22 protein-coding genes are annotated in these 25,566 nt (G+C 59.5%); 11 read left to right on the forward strand and 11 right to left on the reverse strand.

From position 1 onward, the window contains the following. Window positions 1–24 precede the first annotated feature (24 nt). Complete coding sequence (locus RSF91_RS06790) at window positions 25–672, forward strand: MarC family protein (protein WP_332567693.1); 648 nt, start codon at window positions 25–27, stop codon at window positions 670–672. A gap of 96 nt (window positions 673–768) precedes the next feature. Here RSF91_RS06790 and RSF91_RS06795 read toward each other — a convergent pair whose 3' ends face one another. From RSF91_RS06795 to RSF91_RS06815, 5 genes are all read right to left on the reverse strand, one after another. Continuing rightward, window positions 769–1,272 (reverse strand): hemerythrin domain-containing protein, encoded by a 504-nt coding sequence (locus RSF91_RS06795; RefSeq protein ID WP_332567694.1) that lies wholly within the window; start codon window positions 1,270–1,272, stop codon window positions 769–771. Between the two features lie 168 nt (window positions 1,273–1,440). Next, window positions 1,441–2,118, reverse strand: a complete 678-nt coding sequence (locus RSF91_RS06800) for an ABC-type transport auxiliary lipoprotein family protein (RefSeq protein WP_332567695.1) — start codon at window positions 2,116–2,118, stop codon at window positions 1,441–1,443. Between the two features lie 27 nt (window positions 2,119–2,145). Next, window positions 2,146–3,099 (reverse strand): MlaD family protein, encoded by a 954-nt coding sequence (locus RSF91_RS06805; RefSeq protein WP_332567696.1) that lies wholly within the window; start codon window positions 3,097–3,099, stop codon window positions 2,146–2,148. Continuing rightward, entirely contained in the window at window positions 3,099–3,959 is an 861-nt protein-coding gene (locus tag RSF91_RS06810) for an ABC transporter ATP-binding protein (protein ID WP_442878813.1), read from the reverse strand. The genes RSF91_RS06805 and RSF91_RS06810 overlap by 1 nt, the downstream gene beginning before the upstream one ends. Before the next feature lie 122 nt (window positions 3,960–4,081). Then, the gene (locus RSF91_RS06815) at window positions 4,082–5,209 is read right to left on the reverse strand and encodes an MlaE family ABC transporter permease (RefSeq protein ID WP_332567697.1); all 1,128 of its coding nucleotides are present in this window, start codon (window positions 5,207–5,209) and stop codon (window positions 4,082–4,084) included. A gap of 335 nt (window positions 5,210–5,544) precedes the next feature. Here RSF91_RS06815 and RSF91_RS06820 point away from each other — a divergent pair, with 335 nt between their 5' ends. Together RSF91_RS06820 and RSF91_RS06825 are read left to right on the forward strand one after the other, a co-directional pair. After that, complete coding sequence (locus RSF91_RS06820; protein WP_332567698.1) at window positions 5,545–7,218, forward strand: GMC family oxidoreductase; 1,674 nt, start codon at window positions 5,545–5,547, stop codon at window positions 7,216–7,218. A gap of 576 nt (window positions 7,219–7,794) precedes the next feature. Further along, entirely contained in the window at window positions 7,795–8,553 is a 759-nt protein-coding gene (locus RSF91_RS06825) for a sulfite exporter TauE/SafE family protein (RefSeq protein WP_332567699.1), read from the forward strand. 52 nt (window positions 8,554–8,605) lie between these two features. Here the strand turns inward: RSF91_RS06825 and mrdA are convergent, their stop codons facing one another. The 4 genes from mrdA to RSF91_RS06845 form a co-directional block, all read right to left on the reverse strand. Beyond that, window positions 8,606–10,555 carry a penicillin-binding protein 2 gene (gene mrdA / locus RSF91_RS06830; protein WP_332567700.1) on the reverse strand — a complete coding sequence of 650 codons (1,950 nt, stop codon included), beginning with the start codon at window positions 10,553–10,555 and terminating at the stop codon, window positions 8,606–8,608. 123 nt (window positions 10,556–10,678) lie between these two features. Beyond that, window positions 10,679–11,197 (reverse strand): rod shape-determining protein MreD, encoded by a 519-nt coding sequence (gene mreD, locus RSF91_RS06835; protein ID WP_332567701.1) that lies wholly within the window; start codon window positions 11,195–11,197, stop codon window positions 10,679–10,681. Further along, window positions 11,194–12,213, reverse strand: coding sequence for a rod shape-determining protein MreC (mreC, locus tag RSF91_RS06840; protein ID WP_332567702.1), 1,020 nt, complete (start codon window positions 12,211–12,213; stop codon window positions 11,194–11,196). The genes mreD and mreC overlap by 4 nt, the downstream gene beginning before the upstream one ends. 167 nt (window positions 12,214–12,380) lie before the next feature. Continuing rightward, complete coding sequence (locus RSF91_RS06845; protein WP_099739859.1) at window positions 12,381–13,427, reverse strand: rod shape-determining protein; 1,047 nt, start codon at window positions 13,425–13,427, stop codon at window positions 12,381–12,383. Window positions 13,428–13,639: 212 nt separating this feature from the next. Between RSF91_RS06845 and gatC the strand changes: the two genes are divergently transcribed. The 5 genes from gatC to RSF91_RS06870 all read left to right on the forward strand — a co-directional run bounded on the left by gatC (window position 13,640) and on the right by RSF91_RS06870 (window position 18,903). Further along, a complete protein-coding gene (gene gatC, locus RSF91_RS06850; RefSeq protein WP_332567703.1) occupies window positions 13,640–13,939 on the forward strand; it encodes an Asp-tRNA(Asn)/Glu-tRNA(Gln) amidotransferase subunit GatC in 300 nt (99 codons plus the stop codon). A gap of 21 nt (window positions 13,940–13,960) precedes the next feature. Then, window positions 13,961–15,451: an Asp-tRNA(Asn)/Glu-tRNA(Gln) amidotransferase subunit GatA gene (gatA, locus tag RSF91_RS06855; protein WP_332567704.1), complete on the forward strand. Its 1,491-nt coding sequence runs from the start codon at window positions 13,961–13,963 to the stop codon at window positions 15,449–15,451. 25 nt (window positions 15,452–15,476) lie between these two features. After that, window positions 15,477–16,934 carry an Asp-tRNA(Asn)/Glu-tRNA(Gln) amidotransferase subunit GatB gene (gatB, locus tag RSF91_RS06860; protein WP_332567705.1) on the forward strand — a complete coding sequence of 486 codons (1,458 nt, stop codon included), beginning with the start codon at window positions 15,477–15,479 and terminating at the stop codon, window positions 16,932–16,934. Window positions 16,935–17,082: 148 nt separating this feature from the next. Continuing rightward, window positions 17,083–17,778: an excinuclease ABC subunit A gene (locus RSF91_RS06865; protein WP_332567706.1), complete on the forward strand. Its 696-nt coding sequence runs from the start codon at window positions 17,083–17,085 to the stop codon at window positions 17,776–17,778. 135 nt (window positions 17,779–17,913) lie between these two features. Next, window positions 17,914–18,903 carry a hypothetical protein gene (locus RSF91_RS06870; protein WP_332567707.1) on the forward strand — a complete coding sequence of 330 codons (990 nt, stop codon included), beginning with the start codon at window positions 17,914–17,916 and terminating at the stop codon, window positions 18,901–18,903. Between the two features lie 1,646 nt (window positions 18,904–20,549). Here RSF91_RS06870 and RSF91_RS06875 read toward each other — a convergent pair. Then, window positions 20,550–20,888 (reverse strand): YegP family protein, encoded by a 339-nt coding sequence (locus RSF91_RS06875; RefSeq protein WP_332567708.1) that lies wholly within the window; start codon window positions 20,886–20,888, stop codon window positions 20,550–20,552. A gap of 207 nt (window positions 20,889–21,095) precedes the next feature. Next, entirely contained in the window at window positions 21,096–22,325 is a 1,230-nt protein-coding gene (gene serA, locus RSF91_RS06880) for a phosphoglycerate dehydrogenase (RefSeq protein WP_332567709.1), read from the reverse strand. Window positions 22,326–22,587: 262 nt separating this feature from the next. Here serA and RSF91_RS06885 point away from each other — a divergent pair, with 262 nt between their 5' ends. The 3 genes from RSF91_RS06885 to RSF91_RS06895 all read left to right on the forward strand — a co-directional run bounded on the left by RSF91_RS06885 (window position 22,588) and on the right by RSF91_RS06895 (window position 25,552). After that, a complete protein-coding gene (locus RSF91_RS06885) occupies window positions 22,588–23,619 on the forward strand; it encodes a hypothetical protein (protein ID WP_332567710.1) in 1,032 nt (343 codons plus the stop codon). 93 nt (window positions 23,620–23,712) lie between these two features. Further along, the gene (locus RSF91_RS06890; RefSeq protein ID WP_332567711.1) at window positions 23,713–24,285 is read left to right on the forward strand and encodes a nitroreductase family protein; all 573 of its coding nucleotides are present in this window, start codon (window positions 23,713–23,715) and stop codon (window positions 24,283–24,285) included. A 136-nt stretch (window positions 24,286–24,421) separates the two neighbouring features. Further along, window positions 24,422–25,552 carry an HPP family protein gene (locus tag RSF91_RS06895; protein ID WP_332567712.1) on the forward strand — a complete coding sequence of 377 codons (1,131 nt, stop codon included), beginning with the start codon at window positions 24,422–24,424 and terminating at the stop codon, window positions 25,550–25,552. Window positions 25,553–25,566: the final 14 nt, after the last annotated feature.

The raw sequence follows: 25,566 nt of genomic DNA on the forward strand, positions 1-25,566 counted from the left end.
TGAAAATTCCGGAGGCAATTTTTCATGGATCTGAAGCCGCTCATCACCTTGGTCGCCATCATCAACCCGCTGGCCATCATTCCTTTTTTCATCCACTACACGGCAGGCTTCAATGCTGATCAGCGCTGGCAGACCATTCGCACCGCAGCGTTTGCAGCGTTCTGCGTGATTGCGGTGTGTGCTCTGCTGGGCCTGCAGATTCTGCAGTTCTTCAATATCTCACTGCAGAGCTTTCAGGTCGGCGGCGGCCTGCTGCTGCTGCTCAGCGCCATGAACATGCTCAACTCGCGCCCTGCAGAAGACCGGCCCAACACCGGCACGCTGGAGGCCGGTGTGGAAAAAGCCGCCGAGGGCAACAGCATTGCCGTGGTGCCGCTGACCATTCCGCTGCTGACGGGCCCTGCAGCCATGTCCACCGTGGTGATCTACGCCGATCAGGCGCGCACCGTCTGGCAGCATGTGGCACTGGTGGGCTATGGCGTGGTGGTGGCGGCGGCCATCATGCTGTGCTTTTCGCTGGCCAACCCGATTGCCCGCGTGCTGGGCAAAACCGGCATCAATGTGATGACCCGGCTCATGGGGCTGATTCTGGCTGCGCTGGCCATTGAAGTGATGGCAGGCGGGCTGGTCAAGATCTTCCCTATCCTGGCGTCCCCCGCGATTTATCCGTAGCCCCCTGAGGCGCTTTGCGCCTTCCCCCTGAGGGGGACGACAGCCTCGCTGCGCGGCGGCGCTTGCTCGCTGTCTCTGGTTTGGGGCGCGCCAGTTTTATGCCGCAGTTGCGGCTTCTTTTTTATGCTCTGCAGTGCTGCAGGCACCGCCGCAGCCCGTAATCGGCTCATCAGGCAAAGCCTCAGGGGTCAGCACCGCGCCCGTAATCGGGTCAAAGCCTGCGCTGCGCATGTGCAGGGCCAGCGCGGCATCCATGTTTTGTGCGTGGTGGCTGAACCAGGGGCCCAGCTCGCCCGCCATGTGGCGAATCGAGCCCATGTCGCCCTGCCCGCCTTTGACAGCACCTTCGCGCATCACGGCCAGCACCACCTTGTGTTGCTGGCTATGGCAGTTACCCGTGGCAAAGCCCGTGGCCTGCATCCAGCGGTCTTCTTGGTCGAAGTGGTGCTGGGTGTGGGCAATCAGCTCATCCCACAGCGCGCACAGCTGCTCGTCGCCAGCCGCTTCGACCTGCGCCAGCAAGGTGACGAACTCTTCATGCACCTCGTCCATGACAGGAAAATCGAGGACGAGAGCGGCATTCCATTCGAGGCTGGCCATGGCAGTTCCTTGTGCGTGGTCGAGTTTGAGGACTCTGCAGCTTAAAAAGAAGGCAGCCCCCGGCCATTGACGCACATCAGAAAAGCCTCGCCCACCTGGGCCAGAAGCTTGCCCAGAATCAACAAAGCCCTGCATGACAGGGCTTTGTGATGTGAGAGCACTGAAAACTTATCGGCCGTATTTCTGCAACCAGCTGCTGAGCTGAGTGGCCAGGTTGTTGACGCTGGCAGCCATTGCCCGCGCGCCACCAGCGGCATCGCCGGTCACAGCCGGGGTCTGTGCGCTGAACAATTGCTGGCCCAGCAGCACATTGCCACCGCGGCGGTCTTGTGCAATCAGGCTGGCGCGGATGCGCACCACAGCCTGGCTGCTCTGGGCACTGTCAAACACCTGGCTGAACTCCACCACTTCCAGGCGCAGCAAGCCCAGCGGGCGCTGGTCATTGGGGTTGGCGCTGAGGTTGTCTTTTTCCGTCAGCACCGGGCGCTCCAGCGCCAGGCGGGTGCGCAGCCGCTGCTCCAGCATCTGCGCAGGCGGCAGGCTCCAGCGAGCACCTTGATAGGCGCGCTGCTCCTGCTGATCGGCATAGGCCAGCCGGTAAAGCATGGCCGTGGAATTGTCGGCACCTGCAGGCGTCTGCACTTCGGCCAGCACCAGCGGCGGCGGGGCCACACTGGGCGCAGCGGCATTGGCCTGCGGCACTGCAGTATCGGTCAGCCCTAGGTCATAGCGCACAGGCTGGATGGGCGCTGTGGGCAGTGCCGAGCAGGCAGCCAGCACCAGCGCCGCAGCAGACAAAGTGGCAGCGCGCAGCAGAGCAGACGAAAAATGGAGAGGTTTTGCCATATCGGTTCCTGTGACGGTTTCGTCAGATCAATGCGCGGCTGCCGGAGCCACAAAACCGGTCTCACCCGGGCCAGGCTGACCCACACCTGCACCATAGATGACAGACTGCGGGTTGTCGCCGATGCGGCTGGCCATATTGCTCAGGCTGCGCGATGCGCGTGAGAAATCATCGGCAGCGCGGTTCACGCGTGGCAGAGTGTTGCGGCCCATGGAGTCTGCCGCCTGAGACAGCGCCTGCGTGCCATCGGCAATTTGTTTGAGCGGGCCATCGGGGGCGTTGATCTTGCGCACCGTGTCCTGCAGGCCATTGGCCACGCCAGTGGCGGCGTTACCTGCCTTGGTCAGCGACTGCAGGGTCTGATGTGCATCCGTGGTAATTTGTGGAAAGCCAGCAGCAGCCTTGTTCATGGTGCCAGCCAGTTCGTTGACGCTGCCCGCAGCGGCGGCAATGTTCTGCAGCGCCTCGCTCATGTGCTTCTGGTTGTCTTCGCCCAGCATGGCGTTGAGGCGGCGTGAAATTTCATCAACCCGCTCCAGCAGCACCGGGCCTTGATCGGCCAGCATGTTCAGCGGCGAAGACTTCATGCGCAGGCGCGGCAAGCCGCTGGGGCCGGGCTTGATCTCCTCCGGCGCTTTGGCATCATCATCAAGCTGAATGTGGGCCAGACCCGTTACGCCCTGGTAGCCCAGCTGGGCATAGGTGGCGGGGGTTACGGGCGTGTCCTCGCCCACAGCCACGCGAATCAGCACATTGCCAGGGATCTGCGGGTCAAAGCTAATGCGCACCACCTTGCCTACAGGCACGCCCTTGTAGCGCACCGTGGCCTGCGGCTGCAGGCCGCTGACGCCGTCCTTGGTGGACATTTCATAGAGCTGGTACTCGCGGTTATCGCGCGTGAGCCAGACGGCCAGCCCTGCCAGCAGGGCTGCAACCACCAGCACAAAGATGCCGGCAGCCATGGCGTGGGACTTGTTTTCCATCAGCTTTCCTCTGCGGCAGGGCCGCCTTGCACCGGGGCCATGGCGCGGCGGCCACGTTCTCCCTGGAAGAAGTGTTCGATAAACGGGTGCTTGACCTCAGCCACATCGCGCGGCGCGCCGGTCACCAGCACCTTCTTCTCGGCCAGCACGGCCACGCGCGTTGACAGCGCAAACAACGTATCCAGATCGTGGGTGACCATGATGACGGTCAGGCCCAGCTCGGCATGAATATCACGCAGCAGTTCACAAAATTCGTCCGAACCCTTGGGGTCCAGCCCGGCGGTAGGCTCGTCGAGCAGCAGCAGTGGCGGGTCCATCATCAGCGAGCGGGCCAGCGCCACGCGCTTGATCATGCCGCCCGACAGGTCGGCTGGCATGCGCGTCGCATGCTCGGGCTTGAGGCCCACCATCTGCAACTTGACCATGGCCGCATCGCGTACTACGGCATCAGGCAGCGTGCCCTGCTCGCGCAGCGCAAACGCAATGTTGTCCAGCACGCTGAAGGCCGAGTACAGCGCGCCCTGCTGAAACAGCATGCCCACCTGACTCGCGGCCAGCTCGCCGCTGATGACTTCACGCGAAGGACGCCCACTGACCGTGACGGTCCCGCGTGATGGAGAGAGCAGGCCCAGTATTTGGCGCAGCAGCACGGTCTTACCTGTGCCCGAGCCGCCCACCAGGGTGAGGATTTCACCCGGGTAGACATCGAAATTCAAATCCTGGTGCACAGCAAAGCGCGACGCGCCCTCGCCGAACTCGGTCCACAAATCCTTGGCCTGCACCAGTGGCGCCACATCCTGCGGCGGCACATAGCCACCCACCGCACCCTTGATCTGGCGGTTTTGCATCACCTCAGCCATTCGCGCGCCCTCCAAAACCGGCCTGCTCCATGTCGGAGACACCGAGCAAGGGCCGCCCCACAGCGAAGGAGTCGCCCCCCTTCCAGGGGGAAGCAGCGAAGCTGCTCAGGGGGTAATTCATCTTAAAACCCCACATTTCTGAAGAGGATGGCGAAGATCGCATCCACGATGATGACCATGGTGATGGACGACACCACCGATGCCGTAGTGCCGCGCCCCAGACTCTGGGTATTGGGTTCCACCTGCAGACCCCAGTGGCAGCCGATCAGCGCAATCATCACGCCAAACACAATGGACTTACCCATGGCCAGCGCCAGATTGCCGACCTTCACGGCCGCGGGCAAGGACTGCAGGAAGTAGGACGGCGTGATATCCATGGTCAGGTCTGCCGCCACCATGCCGCCTGCCAGCGCAGCCAGAATCGTCCACAACGACACCAACGGCATGGACACGGCCAAAGCCAGTGCACGCGGCATGACCAGGCGATAGCCCTTGGAGATACCCATGACCTGCATGGCATCCAGCTCCTCAGTCACACGCATCACACCAATCTGCGCGGTGATGGCCGAGCCGCTGCGCCCCGCCACCAGAATGGCGGCCAGCAAAGGGCCCAGCTCACGAATGAGCGAGATACCCAGAATATTGACGATAAAGGACTCTGCACCAAACTGGCGCAGCTGCAGCGCCATCAGATAGGCCAGCACCACGCCAATCAAAAAGCCCACCAGCGCCGTAATGGGCAAGGCTGTAGCGCCCGTTGCATAAAGATGCCCAGAAATATCGCGCCAGGGGCCGCGAGCCGGGTTGCGCACCAGACGTATGCAGTCCAGCAGCAACTGACCTATCAGCCGGATCAGGCTCCAGAAGTGCCCGCAAGCACTTATGACCATCTGACCCAGCAGGTAGACATTGCACATCCAGCCCGATGATTCGGGCTTGGGTTCAGGCACTGAACTGAATTTGGCCACACGTTCCAGCATGGAGCGCTGGGTACTGGTGATCTCCAGCTTCTCGGGCCAGACCTTGCCCCACTGCTCCCACAGCAGCTGCGCGCCGATATGGTCGAACCTGGCCATTTGCTGCAGGTCCCAGGCGACGCCCTTGGGGACGGCCTTGATCTGCGGGGCCAGCTGACGCCAGATATGACGATCGCCCAGCTCCGCAGCACTCCAGCGGCCCATAGGCACGGCCCATTGCTGACCATCACGGGTCTGCAGCGGACATTGAGGTAGTTGGTCTGAGCTGGACAAAGAAACGCTTCCTAGGACATGAGGGAGGCTGGCTAACCAGAGGAGGTCAGCATAACGCGCCAGCCCGTATACACGCACAGAGCATGCCAAACGCAGCGCGTAGGCCGCTGCCGCTTGAGCACACGATGATACCGCTGCAATTTTTATCAAAAAATCGCAAAATCTGAAACCAGTATTGCGCGAGCTGCTTCAAAAACAGGAGTACTCAAGCGCTTTCCCTATCGACACCACCTGCTCCATCGCACTTAATGAATCAGCCTTTTTGCCTATGACCCCTGAAGGTTTGGCCTGCCCGCAAACCCGTACCCGGCCCGTACTTGGCCTTTGATCTGCCCATGAGTGACACCCAGTTTGACTACATCGTCATCGGCGGCGGCACAGCAGGTTCGCTGCTGTGCAACCGTCTTACCCGCAACAAGAATCACCGGGTTCTGCTGATAGAAGCAGGCGGCAAGGATGATTACCACTGGATTCACATCCCCGTTGGCTACCTCTACTGCATAGGCAACCCGCGCACTGACTGGCTCTATCAGACCGAGCCCGCCGCAGGCCTTAACGGGCGCAGCCTGCGCTACCCGCGTGGCAAGACGCTGGGTGGCAGCTCCAGCATCAACGGCATGATCTATATGCGCGGCCAGGCCCGCGACTATGCACAGTGGGCACAGCTCACGGGTGACGACACCTGGCAATGGGATCAGGTGCTGCCCGCCTTTCGCCAGCATGAAGACCACTGGCGACTGGATGCAGAACATAGCGCCAATGCAAGCGACTCTTTCAAGCAGATGCACGGCAGCAAAAGCACCGGCGGCAGCGGCGAATGGCGTGTGGAAAAGCAGCGCCTGCACTGGGACATCCTCGACGCCTTTTCTCAGGCCGCGCAGCAGGCAGGCATTCCGGCTACCGACGACTTCAACCGGGGCTGCAACGAAGGCGTAAGCTACTTTGAAGTCAACCAGAAGGCCGGTCTGCGCTGGAACACCGCCAAGGCCTTTTTGCGCCCCACCTGCTACGGCCGCCCCAACTTCGAGATGTGGACGCGCGCCCAGGTCAGCCGCCTGATTCTGGAAGACCTACCCGATGGCAGCCAGCGCTGCACAGGCGCCGAAGTCTGGACCGGCGATGAAATGGTCACCGTGCAGGCCACGCGCGAGGTGCTGCTGTGCGCAGGCGCTGTCAACTCACCGCATCTCCTGCAACTCTCGGGCATAGGCCCTGGCGATTTGCTGCAGCAGCGCGGCGTTACCGTGCGGCGCGACCTGCCCGGCGTGGGTGCGAATCTGCAAGACCATTTGCAGATTCGCTCGGTTTACAAAGTTCAGAACGCCAAGACACTCAACACCATGGCCAGCAGCCTCTGGGGCAAGGCCGCCATCGGGCTTGAATACGCGTTCAAGCGCAGCGGCCCCATGAGCATGGCGCCATCGCAACTAGGTGCCTTTACGCGCAGCAACCCGTCGCTCGCCCACCCCAATCTTGAATATCACGTACAACCCCTGTCGCTGGATGCTTTTGGTGAGCCACTGCACGACTTTGCCGCCTTCACCGCCAGCGTCTGCAACCTCAACCCCACCAGCCGGGGCACGGTGCAGCTGCAAAGTTCAGACTTCCGCAAAGCACCGGCGATTGCGCCCAATTACCTCTCTACGCCCGAAGACCGCCAGGTCGCGGCCGACAGTCTGCGTGTGACGCGGCGCATCGTGGCCCAGCCTGCGCTCGCGCCATTCAAGCCCGAGGAATGGAAGCCCGGCGTGCAGTACCAAAGCGATGAAGATCTGGCCCGGCTGGCGGGCGACATTGCCACCACCATCTTTCACCCTGTGGGCACCACCAAGATGGGCCGCGAGGACGACCCCATGGCCGTGCTGGACAGCCGCTTCAAGGTGCGGGGCGTGCAAGGTCTGCGCGTGATTGATGCCGGGGCCATGCCCAGCATCACCAGCGGCAACACCAACAGCCCCACGCTGATGATGGCCGAGAAGGCTGCGGGCTGGATTCAGGAAACGCCATAAAAGTGCATCCCGCAAAAGGCCGACAAAATTACTCAGGGAACGCAAAATCAAGCGCTGATCCGAGCCAAATTTTCTCGGCCTGCGCACTTTTTTCGCGCGATCTATGGCTTTGCATTCTTGACGAAGGTCACTCCATCAAATTAACCTAAGAATGTTTTGTCATATAGATATGACGCTATTGTTTTTGACATTTATCAAAAGCAAAAAACTACGGTCAGTAACAATCCACTTGCCTTGTAAGACAATTTCTACATCACCCAAGGGAATTCCCCAATGCACCACGAAGGTGCAGCCCTTACATTCTCGTCACTCTCGCTGCTCTACGAAGTGGCATGGAGGGCCGAGGAGACAACTCGACACAACCAGACTAATACATATAAAAGCATCAAAGATGCGTTCAAAAGCGCCCCTCATGGGGCGCTTTTTTTATGCCCGCTCACAGGTGAGTTGCTGCGGTGCGACAATGCCCCGCCGTCTTCAAGGCGGCCTTCTCGTTCAGACACCCGCATCACCCAGCGACGCCCGCCAGCAGGCCCGTCGTCGCTCACGGCATGCACCAATTGCAAGCAGCACACCATGGAATGGATTCTTGTTTCCCTCGCCTCGGCTCTGGCCGGGTTTGTTGATGCCATCGTGGGCGGTGGCGGCCTCATTCTGGTGCCTGCCATGTTCGCCGCCTTCCCCACCACCACGCCGGCCACGTTGTTTGGCACCAACAAGAGCGCTGCCGTCTGGGGCACTGGCATTTCGGCATGGCAGTTCAGCAAGCGCGTTCACATCACCTGGGCCACGCTGCTACCGGCCATTGGCACCACGCTGATCGGTGCGTTTGTCGGGGCGTGGGCGGTGACAGAGATTTCGCCAGACTTTCTGCGCAAGCTGCTGCCCATCATCTTGCTGGGCGTGCTGTGCTACACCCTGGCCAAAAAAGAGCTGGGCCGCGACCACGAGCCGCGGCTGGCAGGCCGCGCCGAGATGCTGACGGCCAGCGCCATCGGCCTGCTCATTGGCTTTTACGATGGCTTCTTTGGCCCCGGCACAGGAAGCTTCTTCGTGTTTTTGTTCGTGCGCCTGCTGGGCTATGACTTTCTCAATGCCTCGGCCAACGCCAAGCTACTGAACCTGGCATCCAACGCCGCTGCGCTGCTGCTGTTCTCGCTCAAAGGCCATGTGTGGTGGCACTTTGCGGTTCCGCTGGCTGTGGCCAATGTGCTGGGCAGCATGCTGGGAACGTGGATGGCCCTGCGCCACGGCACGGGCTTTGTGCGCAGCATTTTCATCGGCGTAGTCAGCCTGTTGATTTTGAAAACGGGCTACGACGCTTTTCTGCGATAACGCTTATTAGATAAGCGTTAGCAGCTATCATTTTTAAGAACGCGTTTACGCTCTAAGGCGCAGTCTCGTCGTCAGCCAGTACCGAGATATCTGCCGCACGGCGGGGCGTGCCAATGGGTGCACCCGCCTTGCCAACGCGTACCGCGGCAATATCGGCCTCGCTGGGGTAGTTGCCTACCAGCCAGTAGTCCAGAATGCGGCGCGCAATGGGAGCCGCCGCCGCCGCGCCAAAGCCTGCGTTTTCCACAATCACCGCGACTGCCACCTTGGGATTCTCAGCCGGGCCGTAGGCAATGTAGAGCGAATGGTCGCGCTGGTACTCGGTCAGGCGGGAAGCGTTGTACTTTTCCTTCTGGCCCACAGACACGGCCTGCGCCGTACCCGTCTTGCCACCCGAGAGATAGCTGGCACTGCCAAACACACCACGGCCCGTACCGCCCGTCACCACGCCCACCATGCCACGCTTGACGGCATCGACATTGGCCTGCTTGTAGCCCAGGTTCACGGGGTCTGGCTGAACAATGGCGGTGCGTGTGCCCGACACGGCATCAATCAGTTCCTTACCCACATGGGGCGTGTAGCTCATGCCGTTGTTGACCAGCGAGGCCAGCGCATGCGAGAGCTGCAGGATGGTGAAGTTGTTATAGCCCTGACCAATGCCCAGAGAAATCGTCTCGCCGCCAAACCACTGCTGCTGGGCGGCGCGCTTGTAGGTCTTGCGCTTCCATTCCTTGCTGGGCAGCACACCACGCACTTCGCCGGGCAGGTCGATGCCGGTGATCTGGCCAAAGCCCAGTGGCTTCATGAAGTCGTGAATCGCATCCACGCCCATCTCATTGGCCAGTGTGTAGAAGTACACATTGCTGGAATGCTGAATGGCGCGCACCAGATCGACCGGCCCAAGCGCATGGCCTGAGCGGAAGGTGTGCCCGCCAAAAGTCCATGAGCCACCGTCTTGAATCACAGTACCAGCCGTGCGCTTGCCGCTTTCGATACCGGCCAGAGCCATGAACGGCTTGTAAGTCGAGCCCACTGGGTAGGTCCCGCGCATGGAGCGGTTGAGCAAGGGACGGTCCAGCGACTCGTTGAGCGCCTTCCAGTTTTCCTGATCGATACCGTCTACAAACAGATTGGGGTCGTAGGTGGGCTTGCTGACCATGGCCAGCAGCTCGCCGTTGCGCGGATCAATGGCAATGGCAACGCCGCGGCGGCTGCCGTAGAGGTCTTCCACCATCTTTTGCAGCTTGATGTCGATTGATAGCTGCAGGCTGTGGCCCGGCGTGGCGGGGCGGCTACCCAGGCGACGCACGGCATGGCCGCCAGCGGAGGTTTCCATTTCCTCCCAGCCTGTCTGGCCGTGCAACTGCAGCTCATAGCTTTTTTCAGCACCCAGCTTGCCCATGACTTCAGTGCCGCGATAGTTCGCTGCGTCATCGGAGTCATCAATGTCTTCTTTTTCACGCTGATTGATACGACCAATGTATCCAATCAGGTGAGCACCCACTTCCTTCAGAGGGTATGAGCGGAAAAGGCGTGCTTTGATATCCACACCCGGAAAACGATAGCGCTGAGCCGTGAACTTGGCCACTTCTTCATCACTCAGGCGCGAGCGAATGGGGATGGACTCGAAGCTCTTGGAGTCATCCATCAGCCGCTTAAACTTGCGGCGGTCACGCGGGGTAATATCGATAATCTCGCTCAGTTCGTCGATGGTGTCATCCAGACCATCGACCTTGGAGCGCGTGATTTCCAGCGTATAAGCCGAGTAATTGGTGGCCAGCACCACGCCGTTGCGGTCCAGAATCTGGCCCCGGTTGGGCACGATGGGCACGACCGCCGTGCGGTTGCTCTCGGCACGCTCAGCAAACTCTTCATGGCGCACCACCTGCAGCATCAGCAAACGCCAGACCAGCAGGCAAAAAGCCAGAAATACCACGCAGCACATCACGACTGCGCGCATCCGAAAGCGCTGCAGCTCTACTTCAGTGTTACGAATTTCCATTAGCTACGAGCCCCATGACACTGGCTCAACTCAAATCCGAGACAGCAAGCAAGGGCCGCCCCGCAGCAAGGCTGTCGTCCCCCTGCGGGGGAAGGCGCGAAGCGACTCAAGGGGGTGCCCATATCAAAGCGGCCGGTTTTCATCACTATCCGGCGCACGGCGTTGCGGAGCTAACAGAGCCACGCTGACGATGGGCCACAGCAAGGTTTCAAAAACAGGGGCCAGCAAAAACTCCAGCCCAGGAAAAACGCCCCCCGTGGCCACGCGCAGCAGCACCTGAATGCCATGCGCCACGGCAAACAGCGGCAGCAGGTGCAGGGCCTGCACCGGGCTGGAGAACCACAGCAGGCGGCGGCTCATCCAGCCCGTGACATACACCAGCAGCGTATAGGCCAGCGCATGCTGGCCCAGCAAAGAGGCCCGGTCTACATCCATGATCAGGCCCAGCACAAAGGCAATGCCCAGACCGATGCGCTGGGGCTGGTTCAGGCTCCAGAAGGCGAGCAGCACCATCAGCATGTCAGGCAGCCAGACGATGCGGCCCAGCGGCAGCATGTTGATGGCAAGGCCAATCAGCACCGTGACCACAATGAACAGAGGATTGACCGGCAGCAACAGCTGCTGGCCGCGCGGCATGATCATGCGGGGTCCTTTGCGGGCTTTTCAGGCTTGTTGGCCTTGGCTTCTGCCGCCTTCTTTTCGGCAGCCGCTTGCTCGTTCTTGCTGCGCGCCCTGGCGGCACGATCGGCCTTTTCGGCATCGCCCTGTACCTGCATATTGGCGGCTTCGGGGTGTTCGGTACGGCCTTGCGGCGCGAGCACCATCACGTGGCGCACGCCCTGCACCCGGCCTACGGGCTCGCAATAGATGCGGGTAAAGGCCGAATCAGCGCGGCGGTCCACCGTCACCACCTTGGCCACAGGCAGGCCAGAGGGGTACAGCCCATCCACACCGCTGGTGGTCAGCAAGTCGCCCACCTGCACATCGGCATTGCTGGGCATAAAACGCAGCTCAAGCCCGCCAGAACGCAACGAAGACGCATCGCCATACGCCACGCTGCGCGCACCCGTACGTGGGTTGAAGACGGGAATGGCCTGATCGCGGTCGATCAGCAAAGTGACTTCAGCGCGAGTGGGATAGACGCGTGTGACCTGCCCGATGACGCCTTTTTCATCCAGCACGGGCGAGCCCGGCGCAATCTTGTCCACCTGCCCCTTGTCAATCACCACGCGGCGCGTGTAAGGGTCGGGGCTGTCATAAACCACCTCAGCCACCTGCCCCGGCGTAATGCTGCGTTCGCGCAGCTCCAGCATGGAGCGCAGGTGTTCGTTTTCTTTAATCAGCTCATCGGCCAGCTCGGCACGCTGGGCCATGACGACCAATTCCTTGCGGGCAGCGTCTTCGCGGGCCACCGCCTGCTGCTGTACCTCCGCGTAGCGGCTGGCATTTTGATAGGCCAGCACAGGCTGGGCCACCACCCACTGCACGGGCGCAAGCGCCGCCGATACAGCAGAGCGCACCGGCGTCGTGATCTTGAAACGCGCATCGGCCACCATCAAAAACAGCGCCAAGGCGCTGTAGAGGGCAAGCTGGGAAGTGCGCGAGGCCTGTTGCTTGAACAGTGATGGAGCGCGGTGATCAAGAGTTTCCAGGCTCATGCGCGCCTCTGGGCAATAGCCGTGTACGCACAGCCCCCTAGATCAGGAGGAATGCAAAAAGAGAGCGCGGTATGCAGGCGTATCACGGACTCAAGCCCTGTTTGTGGATAAGTGGGTGCAGTACGCTCACTATGCCGCGTACTGCAAGACACCACAGTGCGCAGCGATTAATCGCTGGTGAAGATGCTGCCCTGACGACGGTCCATGGTCTCCAGCGCCATGCCGCAACCACGCACCACACAGGTCAGCGGCTCTTCGGCCACCAGCACGGGCAGACCCGTTTCTTCGGCCAGCAGGCGATCCAGATCGCGCAGCAGCGCACCGCCACCGGTCAGCATCATGCCGCGCTCGGCAATGTCAGCGCCCAATTCGGGAGGCGTCTGCTCCAGTGCGTTTTTCACAGCGGAGACGATCTGGTTCAGCGGATCGGTCAACGCTTCCAGCACTTCGTTGGAAGAGATGGTGAAGCTGCGTGGCACGCCTTCAGACAGATTGCGACCCTTGACCTCGATCTCCTTGACTTCAGAGCCAGGGAAGGCCGAGCCAATTTGCTTCTTGATCATTTCAGCGGTTGGTTCGCCGATCAGCATGCCGTAGTTGCGGCGGATGTAGCTGATGATGGACTCATCAAACTTGTCGCCACCCACGCGCACAGAACCCTTGTAGACCATGCCGCCCAGCGAGATCACGCCCACTTCGGTGGTGCCGCCGCCGATGTCCACCACCATGGAGCCCGAGGCTTCAGACACGGGCAGGCCCGCGCCGATACCGGCAGCCATGGGTTCTTCAATCAGGTACACCGCAGTCGCACCAGCCGCTTCGGCCGCATCTTTAATAGCGCGACGCTCGACCTGGGTCGAGCCGCAGGGCACGCAGATGATGATGCGCGGGCTGGGAGTCAGCACCGAGCGGGGATGCACCATCTTGATGAACTGCTTGATCATCTGTTCGGTGATCACGAAGTCGGCAATCACGCCATCCTTCATGGGGCGGATGGCTTCGATATTGCCGGGCACCTTGCCCAGCATGGCCTTGGCTTCACGGCCCACGGCCTGAATCACCTTCTTGCCGTGGGGGCCGCCTTCGTGGCGAATGGCAACGACCGAAGGTTCGTCAAGGACAATGCCCTTATCACGGGCGAAAATGAGGGTGTTTGCAGTGCCAAGGTCAATGGCAAGGTCGGTGGAGAAGTACCGACGGAAAGCTCCGAACATTCAAGGTCCTCTCAGGCACGGCAAGCGCATCGGCGGGCCGTCGCCGGGGTATAGGTAAGGGAGTCTGGGTGGGTGGGCTTTTTTTGCACAATGACCAGCTCAATGAGGGTATTGCGGCAAAGCCGAGATAATACCGTATCCCCTGTGAATAACTTCTACTGTCCTGGTCAGAAACACTGCTTTACACGTGGCTGACCTCTTAAAAGATTTCTATGGCATTGAACGAACAAGATATTGCGCGTATCGCCAACTTGGCTCGCCTTGAGTTGTCTCAAGATGAAAGTGAGCGCATGCTCGCGCAACTTAACAACTTTTTCGGCATCGTCGAAAAAATGCAGGCTGTGGATACTTCAGGCGTCAGCCCTTTGTCACACCCCGTCGCAGCCATTCAGGACATCGCCTTACGGCTACGTGACGATTTGGTAAGTGAGACCAATAACCGCGACGCCAACATGCAAAACGCACCGGCGGCCGAAAACGGCTACTTCCTGGTCCCCAAGGTCATCGAGTAAACGCGCAAGAAACACAGAACAATGAGCCAAACCGAACTCCACCAATTGAGCGTGGCCGAGCTGGCCGCGCAGCTGCGCGCCAAGCAGGTCTCCTCCGTCGAAGCAGCCCAGCACTTTCTGGCCCGCGCCAAGCAGCATCAGAACCTGGGCGCTTTTGTGTCCATCAACGAAGACGCCACGCTGGCGCAAGCCAAGGCGGCTGATGCCCTGATTGCTGAAGGCAAGGGCGGCAAGCTGGCCGGCGTGCCCATTGCGCACAAAGACATCTTCGCCACCAAAGACTTCCCCACCACCGCCGCCAGCAAGATGCTGGAAGGCTACCAGTCGCCGTTTGACGCCACCGTGGTGCGCAAGCTGGCTGAATCGGGTGTCGTGACGCTGGGCAAGCTCAACTGCGACGAGTTCGCCATGGGCGGCGCCAACGAAAACTCCGCCGTGGCCCCGGTCGGTTTTGACAGCGCCCAACCCGTGCGCAACCCCTGGAGCACGGATCGCGTGCCCGGTGGCTCCTCAGGTGGCTCGGCTGCTGCCGTGGCCGCGCGCCTGGCCCCGGCCGTGACCGGCACCGACACCGGTGGCTCGATTCGCCAGCCCGCATCGTTTTGCGGTATCACCGGAATCAAGCCCACCTATGGCCGCGCCAGCCGCTACGGCATGATCGCGTTTGCCTCGTCGCTCGACCAAGCTGGCCCCATGGGTCGCAGCGCCGAAGACTGCGCACTGCTGCTCAGCGAGATGTGCGGCCCCGATCTGGACCGTGACTCCACCAGCCTGGACTACCCTTCCGAAGACTTCAGCGCCAAGCTGAACGACAGCATCGAAGGCCTGCGCATTGGCGTGCCCGCCGAGTTCTTTGGCGAAGGCCTGAGCGCTGACGTGCGTACCGCCGTCGATGCCGCGTTGAAGGAATACGAAAAGCTGGGTGCCAAGCTGGTGCCCGTGGCCCTGCCGCGCACCGAGCTGTCTGTGCCCGTGTACTACATCCTCGCGCCCGCAGAAGCCTCGTCCAACCTCTCGCGCTTTGACGGCGTGAAGTTCGGTCACCGTGCTGCCCAGTACGAAGACCTCAACGACATGTACAAAAAGACCCGCGCCGAAGGCTTTGGCGACGAGGTCAAGCGCCGCATCATGATGGGCGCCTATGTCTTGAGCGAAGGCTACTATGACGCCTACTACCTGCAGGCGCAGAAGATTCGCCGCATGATCGCCGACGACTTCCAGGCCGCCTTCAAGGACTGCGACGTCATCGCCGGTGCCGCTGCCCCCACCACGGCCTGGGCCATTGGTGCCAAGGCCGACCCGGTCAGCAACTACCTGGCCGACATCTTCACCCTGCCCGCATCGCTGGCGGGTCTGCCTGGCATGAGCCTGCCCGCCGGTTTTGGCGATGGCGGCATGCCCGTGGGCCTGCAGCTGATCGGCAACTACTTCAGCGAAGCCAAGCTGCTCAACGCCGCCCACCGCTTCCAGCAAGCGACCGACTTCCACCTGCGCAACCCCGCCGGTATTTAAGAGACGCAGGAAGGACTAGATACATATGACAGTCAAACTGATCAATGGCTACGAAGTCGTCATCGGCTTTGAAACCCACACCCAGCTGGCCACCCAGTCGAAGATTTTCAGCCGTGCCAGCACCGCCTTTGGCGCTGAGCCCAACACGCAAGCCAGCCCCGTCGATCTGGCCCTGCCCGGCACCCTGCCGGTCATGAACAAAAAGGCGGTGGAATGCGCTATCAAATTGGGCCTTTCCCTCGGCTCCACCATTGCGCCGCGCAGCATTTTTGCCCGCAAAAACTACTTCTACCCTGACCTGCCCAAGGGCTACCAGATCTCCCAGTTCGAGATTCCGGTCGTCCAAGGCGGTGAAGTCAGCTTCTATCTGGAAGAAGGCAAGGAAAACGTCCTCAAGACCGTGCGGCTGGTTCGTGCCCACCTTGAAGAAGACGCCGGCAAGTCCGTGCACGACGAGTTCATCGGCCAATCCGGCATCGACCTGAACCGCGCCGGCACGCCCCTGCTGGAAATCGTGACCGAACCCGACATGCGCTCGACTGCAGAAGCCGTGGCCTACGCCAAGGAACTGCACAAGATCGTCACCTGGATCGGCATCTGCGACGGCAACATGCAAGAAGGCAGCTTCCGCTGCGACGCCAACGTCTCCGTGCGCAAGCCCGGCCAGCCGCTGGGCACCCGCCGCGAGATCAAGAACCTGAACTCGTTCCGCAATATGCAGATCGCCATCGATTTCGAAATCCTCTGGCAGATCGAGCAGATCGAAGACGGCCACAAGATTCAGCAGGCCACCGTGCTGTTCAACCCCGACACGGGCGAAACCCGCGCCATGCGCACCAAGGAAGACGCGGCCGACTACCGCTACTTCCCCGACCCCGACCTGCCCCCGCTGGTCGTGGCCGAGAGCTGGGTCAACGAAGTCAAGGCCACCATGCCCGAGCTGCCCCGCGCCATGGCTGCCCGCTTTGTCGAAAGCTACAGCCTGCCCGAGTACGACGCCACCATCCTGACCCAAAGCCAGGCCGTAGCCGCCTACTTTGAAGACACCACCGCCGTGTGCAAGCAGGCCAAGCTGGCTTCCAACTGGGTGATGGGCGAAGTCTCGCGCCGCCTGAACATGGAAGAAATCGGCATGGATGCCGTCAAGGTCAGCAGCGCCCAGCTGGGTGCCATGATTGCGCGCATCTCCGACGGCACCATCTCCAACAACGCCGCCCGCACCGTGTTTGAAGCCCTGTGGACCGGCGAAGGCCAGGACGTCGATGCCCTCATCGAAGCCAAGGGCCTCAAGCAGATGAACGACACCGGCGCGCTGGAAGCCATCATCGACGAAGTCATCGCCGCCAACCCCGGCAACGTCGAGCAATACCGCGCAGGCAAAGACAAGGCCTTCAACGCCCTGGTCGGCCAGGTGATGAAAGCATCGAAGGGCAAGGCCAATCCCGGCCAGGTCAACGAGGTGCTGAAGGCCAAACTGGCCTAACTCTGTTACATGCACGTCCCTGAAGACGTGCCTCTGTCCCCAGATAATGCTCAAGGCCGCAGGTAGTTCATGCCTGCGGCCTTGTTTCTTTCCGGTCATCCCCGGCGTCGGACTCCATGCCCTGCGCAGCCAGCTCAGAAAAAATTCAGTGATCTTCTCGAACGCCACCCTCATCGAATCCGAAAAAGAGCGCAACCTCTGCACCAAGTTCTTTGCTGGCTACTTTTTCAATGAATTCACGGCCGGCTATGCCAAGCGCATCGTCCACTTCAACCGCTACATCCAGGAAGTCACAGGGCGCGAAGACTTGGTTATCCAAAGCCCCAACGTCTCGTTCGACACCCACGCCTACCTGTGCCACGAACGCCTGCGCAGCAAGCTCTCTGACGTGCTCATCTCCGACACGGCGCGGCAGACCTTTCTGTTCATCGAAACCAAGTACCTGACCAACTGGACCTATGCCGCCGATGTGGCCAAAGGGGTGGAGCGGCTGGACAAGGTGTTTGACGCCGAGAAAAAGCCCCATCTGGCCAACGCCAAGCAGCATTACTTTCTGCTGACCTCCCGCCGCAAGGAAGAAGTGGCCGAGCGCCCTGTGCGCAACTACCCCCCGGTGCACCTGCCTATCTATGTGCCCACACCCGTGCCCGCAGCCCCTGCAGTGGCCGAAAGCGAGGCGGCAGAGTCGGCGAAAAATTCATTCACCAGCTTGCTGTACTGGGAAGATCTGGCGCAGATGTGTGATCGCTCGGAAGTGCGGCAGTACATGGAGGCTAGGCTCAAGCTATGTGTTAGTAGTGCTCGGAATCAGCATAAGGCGGGGTATTTTTTGCCGGGGGCGTGAAAGAGCAAGATCCGCCCAGATATAGCGACCAAGTGCAAAGCACACATAGCCAACTGTTACTTCTGGTAAATTAAGCCTCCTTCGGGGGGCTTTTTTGTGATTCCAATTTTTAATCATCAAAGAAATTTCTGGGTTGTGCGCGCAGACAAAGGCACTCTTTTCAGAAAATTCATTCAAGAAAAATTTATTGGGATTGCTCATCTTGACAATCACGAACTACCTCTCGCCTCATCTAATGATGATCTAGTTAGAGAAATTTACTCTTTATACGACAGCGATGCTATTAATCATGGCAAGCTTCGGCAAATAAGATCATTCATTCAAAAGATTTGCCCCAACGACTGGGTAATAACTTTAGATCAAAGCCATATCTGCGTCGGTAGAATTCTGAGCAATAGTATTTTTCATGCAAATGACGAAGACCCAAGCTACAGAGGAAAAATTTCACTGAGGCGTAATGTTATTTGGGGCCCAATCATTCCTCGGAATAGATTACCCTATGATTTGAGAAATTCTTTAAAATCAAACCTAACAGTATTTAATGTAAATAAATTTGCCGAAAGTATTTATCACTCTATTTTCCCATTTTTTGTAAAAGATGAATATTTACACACAACGCTTTTAATAAACTCTCATTACAATTTAAAGACTTCCTCAATCGCAGATCTTTTTAATTTAGTTTCTTCGATAGAGCACCATACTTTCCAAGCTATCGCCAACACCTCTGAATCGGTTGACTTCTCCGTCATAAGCACCGTTAAGGCCGAGTTTAGTTCGCCAGGCGATATCCGCATAAGATTTAAATCGATTGGTGTATCAGTACCAAAATGGATACCAATTACACTAATAATTTACACCCTACTTTTTGGCAATGACTGGACTGGCTACCAAGGACTACTTGACCTAAAATCAAGACAAGCCATTATCAGCTATATATTAAAGATCAAAGAAATAGAAAAATCCATAGAACTAAAACAAGATTTAAAACTATCTTCGCCAGATTTAAAGCAATCGGAAAATCTTCTTTCTGATAACGACAAGATAATATCGATTGGCACTATTCTTGAAGAAAAGAAAAGTAATAACTCTCCCAAAGAGATGCCAAAACCACCTAAAACAAAATAACCTGTGCTTCTTTTCGCTTACAGAGGCCGGGTCTCGCCCCGGCAGGCGACCTTCTTTTCTTGCTCGTGCAAGCAAAGAAGGCAAAAGAACACGCACCGATTGTCTGCGTCCCCTTCGCTGCGCTACGGGGCAACCTGCGTCACGCCATTCAGTCTGCGGTGCGGCAAAACTCGCTTTGCGCTGCGCGCGCCGCTCAAACACCTTGCCGCAAGTCAGATCACGATGCAACGCTGTCCTGCGGCAGCGTTGCCCGCAGCCCGAACCGCGTGCCGCAGGCGCAGACACACGGGTGGGAGCGGGTACGGACGGCCTACATGAGTTGTGACGAAATCAACCTCCAGCGCTTATCTAGATTGCGGTGGCAGCTAAGCTATCCCGCATTCGGTATCTCGCACCTTGTGCCCACGCCTGCGACGGCAGCCTCTTGGGGCTGGCAGTTGCACCGCAGAGTGCAACTGCATCTTCATCAAATCTGCGGCAACCTGTTTGAACGAAGTGCTGCAAGCACGCAGTGAGTTTTGCCGCACAGCCCCAAAAGGTTGACGGCGCAGGTTGCCCCGCAGCGCAGCGAAGGGGTCGTGGGCAGTAGGGGTGCAGCTCTTTGCCTACTTTCTTGCAGAAGAAAGTAGGTCGGCTGGCGGGCCGAGACCCGCCCTCTGTCCACTCATCAGGCATGTCGTTCAAACAAAAAAATTGAAGATAATTAGCCTCAAACCAAAGTACATCAAGCGCAAGCAGCTATCAAAATAATTGCAGCTTTGTCGCCAGCGACAGAGGCCGGGAGTCGCCCCGGCAGGCGAGTTACCTTTCTTGCTCGCACAAGAAACGTAACCCAAAGAATGCGACCCGACTGTCTGCGTCCCTGCGCTTCGCTACGGGCAAGCCTGCGTCACGCCATTCAGTCTGCTGTGCGGCAAAACTCCCTGCGCAGCAAGCTGCTCCGCTCAAACACATTGCCGCAAGTCAGATCACAAAGCATTAGCACTCTTCGGTGCTAATGCCCACAGCCCGAACCGCGTGCCGCAGGCGCAGACACACGGGTGAGAGCGGATACGGACGGCCTGCGAGAGTTATGACGAAATTGGCTTCCAGCGTTTATTCCAATTGCGGTAGCAGCTATTAATTTATTAACGAAGCTATCTCGCATTCGGTATCTCACCCCTTGTGCCCACGCCTGGGACGGCAGCCTCTTGGGGCGGGCGGCTGCACCGCAGAGTGCAGACGCATCAACCGCTGACTTGCGGCAATCTGTTTGAACGAAGTGCCAAAGGCACGCAGTGAGTTTTGCCGCACAGCCCTAAGAGGTTGACGACGCAGGTTGCCCCGCAGCGCAGCGAAGGGGTCGTGAACAGCAGGGGTGCAGCTCTTTGCCTACTTTCTTGCGGAAGAAAGTAGGTCGGCAGGCGGGCCGAGACCCGCCCTCTGTCCACCAACCAGGCATGTCGCCTCACAGAAAATCGAACTCAAACCCAATCACATCAAGCGCAAGCAGCTATCAAATTTAAAAGAAGTGATCTCACATTCAGCCGAAACGCTTGTGGCGACTAACGGCATAGCAGGCCCACAGCTCGCTTGATGGGCAGCCATAAAAAAGAGGCCTGATCGGCCTCTTTCGTTGATCCAGACAGCGCTAGCTGCTATGCATTTCAGCTGCTGGTCAGGTCCTTGATAGTGCCCACAGGCCCATTTTTCTGCACCGATTCGATGCCCGCATCCCGCGCGGCGGCTGAGGCGTAGAGCTGGCTGGTGCCAATGATCTGGTGGTTACCGGCCTTGAGGTTGAAGTATTCCTTGCCGTTGGTGGCGGTCTTTTTGTCGTAGCGCTCGGCCAGTGGGCTATTGGTCTGCACCGAGGCGATGCCGTTTTCCGCCGCAGCGCGGGTCGTGTACAGCTCGCTGTTGAGAATGGTCTCGCCGTTGCCCGCTTTCAGCACGAAACGGTACTGTTCATCCTTGCTCTTGCTCAACTCGAAATAGCCTGCCATGGAATCTCCTTGGGTTGCAAAAACGGCACGTGGCCGAAAGGTGAAGAGACCACTATAAGACCTGCGCCCGCGACGATGGATACGCCGCATGGGCGCAGGGCGATGGTGCGGAGGGATTCCCACGCATTTGAGGCTTCAAACGCTTATCGATAAAGCGCATCCAGCTATGAAAAAAGGAAGCCGAAGCTTCCTTTTTGGTGAACTGCCTTAGAAAAGAACCCGGCAGCGGATGGTGCCAGCAATCTGCGAGAGCTTTTCCAGCGCCAGCGCGGACGATTTGGCATCAATGTCGATCACCACATAGCCCACTTTCTCATCGGTGCGCAGGTACTGACCGGAAATGTTGATGCCGTTGTCGGCAAACACCTGGTTGATGGCCGAGAGAATGCCGGGGCGGTTCTCGTGCACATGCAGGATGCGGTTGTTGCCTGGGTGCTCGGGCAGCGCCACTTCGGGGAAGTTGACGGCCGAGGTGGTTGTGCCGTTGTCGCTGTACTTGACCAGCTTTTCCGCCACTTCCAAGCCGATATTGGCCTGTGCCTCCATGGTGGAGCCGCCGATATGCGGGGTGAGGATGACGTTGTCCATGCCGCGCAGCGCAGACAAAAACTCATCCTTGTTGCTCTTGGGCTCGACGGGGAAGACATCAATCGCCGCGCCCAGCAGCTTGCCGGACTTCAGCGCTTCAGCCAGCGCATCAATATCCACCACCGTGCCGCGCGATGCGTTGATGAGGATGCTGCCGGGCTTCATGGCCGCAATCTGCGCCGCGCCCATCATGCCGTTGGTGGATGCCAGCTCGGGCACATGCAGGGTGACGATATCGGCCCTGGCCAACAAGTCATTGAGCCCGCTGGACTGGCTTGCATTGCCCAGTGGCAGCTTGGTCACCACGTCGTGGAAGATGACCTTCATGCCCAGACCTTCGGCCAGCACAGACAGCTGCGTGCCAATGGAGCCATAGCCCACAATGCCCAGCGTCTTGCCGCGAATCTCGAAGGAGTTATCGGCGCTCTTCTTCCAGCCACCGCGGTGGGCCACGGCGTTCTTTTCAGGAATGCCACGCAGCAGCAAGATGGCTTCAGCCAGCACCAGCTCGGCCACAGAGCGGGTGTTGGAATACGGGGCATTGAAGACCACCACACCGCGCTCGCGGGCGGCGCCCAGATCGACCTGGTTGGTGCCAATGCAGAAACACCCTGCAGCCACCAGCTTGTGCGCAGCGGCAAACACATCGGCTGTGAGCTGGGTGCGCGAGCGGATGCCAACAAAGTGCACATCGGCAATCTTGGCCTTCAGCTCCTCGCCCTCCAGCGCGCCGGTCAGCGCTTCGACATTGGTGTAACCCGCGTCGTGCAGCACTTTGAGCGCAGAAGGATGAATTCCCTCGAGCAGCAGAAACTTGATTTTCGATTTATCCAGCGATGTCTTGCCCATGATGTGGCCTCCAGTCCTTCAAACCCTTATTACAGCGGTTTCAGAATTTCGTTACAGCAACTAGGTGCATCGTCTGGCGCTGAGTGACTCTCTCCACACCTGTTTTGCACATCCGCCTGGGGCACCATGGTCTGCTGCGCTCAGAAGCCAGTAACAAAATACGACGTTCTGATTCACTTCCTAAAATTCCAGTCATTCGGCGCTTCCAATTTCATAGTTGCAAGCGCTTATGCCACAAGCTTTTGAAAAGGATTTATTGCCTATGTTGACCCTCTTGCGCCGTGCTGAGGACTTGTTGATACAAGTTCTGCGCCTTGTGCTTCTGGCCTTCTCCGTCTTCGTCATCGTCGGCATGGGCAACTGGCTCTGGGATCACTACAAACCCAAAAAGCACGATGCAGCTCTGGCCACACCCACGGCGCTGAACTGGAAGGACGCCCCCTATGACGTCAAGTTCATGGAGGATGAAACGGGCCGCGACCTCAGCAGCATGAGCAATTCGGTACCTCTGGAAAAGCGTCTGGCAGACCCCGCCCTGCGCCCGGACTTCCAGAAGGCCGACGGCCTGCTGCGCGGCTTTATCTACAACGATACTGCCGCCCGCAAACGCATCGAGAAGGACAACCTCAGCCAGGGGCTGGAGCCGATTCACCCCCTGCTCAAGGGCGATGCCATACCGTCTGCTGACGAGGTCAACCGACAGATCAAGATGCGCGAAGCGCGTGAAAACGCCTGCTGCGACAAGGAAGCTGCCGATGCTGCCGCCGCCGAGGTGGATGCCGCATGGACAGCCCGCCGCATCACCTTCACCCGTGAAGAGCGTCTGGCCCGCGCCGCAGCGCAGGCGGCTGACGATGCCGCCGCTGAGATCGCTGCACAGGCCATGGACGAGATGCTGACGGATGCCGTCAACCTTGCCTCTGAAATCAACGACCGCGCACAGGCTGCCGAAATGGAGCATGGCGAAGGCGCTTATGCCGCCTATGTCAAGGGCCTGCCTGCGGCGCTGCAAGCCGTGCTGGGCAACGAAAACCTGGCGAAAAAACTGCAGCAGCAACCGGCAGCGCAGATTGTCAGCACCTTGCTGACCAACTACACGCTGTCGTTTGACCGCACGGCCATGAAGATTCGCGGCGACAACCCCGATGCCGAGAAGTGGGACTTTCTGGGCATTGACACCGCATTTGCCACCATGCTGATCTCTTGCCTGGTCATGGTGATGATGGTGCTGGTGATGATCCGCATCGAGCGCCACATGCGCAGCACCAGCGCGCAATCAGGTCAAAAGTCCTGATCTCCTGACTCCAGCACACAGGCTGGAGCTTGCGCTATGGTTTCAGGCCCGCTCTTTCTGGGAGCGGGCCTGTTTCATTTTCCGGATATCACGATGAGCACCACACGTACAAGCACCGCCCCCGTCCAGCCCCAGTTTCTGGAGCGCATGTCGCCCCGCGCCTTTGTGGCTGAGCCGCTGAGCACCGCCCAGATGGAGCAACTGGCAGAAGCCGCCCGCTGGGCTCCTTCGGCCAGCAACAAGCAGCCCTGGCACTTTGCCTACGCCCTGCGCGGCGATGCCAACTGGCAGGCTTTCTCGCAGTTGCCCAATGAACTCAACCGCCGCTGGTGCCTAAATGCCGGCGCGCTGATCGTGCTGCTGTCGGACAAGCAGGCATCCGCCAAGCACAGCTTTGATGCGGGTTGCGCCTGGGGCTATCTGGCGCTGCAGGCCCACGCCATGGGCCTTGCCACACACGCCATGGGCGGCTTCTCTGCCGATGAAGCCCGCACGGTGCTGGGCCTGCCCGAGCATCTGGTGCCCGAGATCGTGATTGCCGTCGGTCGCCGAGCCGATGCCTCCACCCTGCCCGACGATCTGCGCGAGCGTGAAGTGCCCTCACAGCGCAAGCCACTGGCCGAGGTGCTGAGCGCCGGAGCCGTGCCTGCAGCCGCTGCCGCCTGATACAGACACGACAGGCACCTCTGTGCCCAAAGCGCCACAGCTTGCCCTGTGGCGCTTTTTTTTGTCAAAATTACCGCATAAGACCTACAACATTGCGCAGACAGCTATCATTTTTGATAACTAACCGCTCAAAGATATGCCCCTCATTCAAACACTGTGGCAACGCCTGGGCCCTGTGGCCTCCCGCGCATCGTGGAAGGAGTTGATTCGCTCCTGCATAGGCGCGGGTCTGGGGCTGGCTCTGGCCGGCATGCTGGTGGGCATGGTCGATCACTTCGTTCCCCATGCCCTCTTTCTGTTCGCGCCACTGGGGGCGACTGCGGTGCTGGTGTTTGCTGTGCCCAGCAGCCCGCTGGCCCAGCCGTGGAACTGCGTAGTCGGCAACACCGCGCCTGCACTCTATTCGTTGCTGCTGCTCTGGGCATTTCCCACACTCTCTCAGACCTCCATGGCCGCACTGGCTGTGGCGGGTGCCATTGCCATCATGCTGGCACTGCGTGCGCTGCACCCGCCGGGCGGCGCCGTGGCCTTGCTGACGGTGCTTTCTGCCGAGCAATTGCTGCCGATGGGCTGGTATCTGCTGGTGCCCATGGCCGCGCTCTCGGCAGTGCTGGTCGCCGTGGGCGTGCTCTACCACCGCGCCTGCGGCCGCCCTTATCTGCACCAGCCACCCCAGATCGCCAAGGCCCAGCGCCCAGCCACACAACTGGCGCTGAGCGAGCAGGATCTGGAGCAACTGCTGCAGCGCTTTGACCAGAGCAACAACCTCTCGCCTGAAGATCTGGGCGTGATGCTGGCTGCTGCCGAAGAAGATGCCATCAAGCGCCGCATGAGCGCCGTGAGCTGTGGTGAGGTCATGTCTGCCAAGCTGGTGACCGTGAGCCCGCAAACCCCGCTGGAAGAAATTGCCGAGCTGTTTCACCGCCACCTCGTCAAGTGCCTGCCCGTGGTTGATGCGCAGGGCGAGCTGATTGGCCGCGTTCTGCGTGCCGACCTGTTTGACTGGCTGTGGCAAGGCCACCGTGCGCGGCAGCAGCAAAACCTGTGGCAACGCCTGCGTGCCAAGCCAGCGAAAGAGCAATCCGTGGCACAGGATTTGATGCGCGCCCCTGAGATGAGTGTGCAGGAAGCCACACCCTTGGGCGATTTGCTGCAGGAACTGGCATCGCACACCGTGCAGTTCATTGCTGTGCTGCGGGGCAAGACGCTGGTGGGCGTCATCACCCGCTCTGACGTCATTCGCACCCTGCTTTCGCTGAATCATTAGCCCTCTGCGCAGAG

It is taken from the genome of Comamonas sp. (assembly GCF_036643215.1).
Taxonomy (GTDB): domain Bacteria; phylum Pseudomonadota; class Gammaproteobacteria; order Burkholderiales; family Burkholderiaceae_C; genus Comamonas.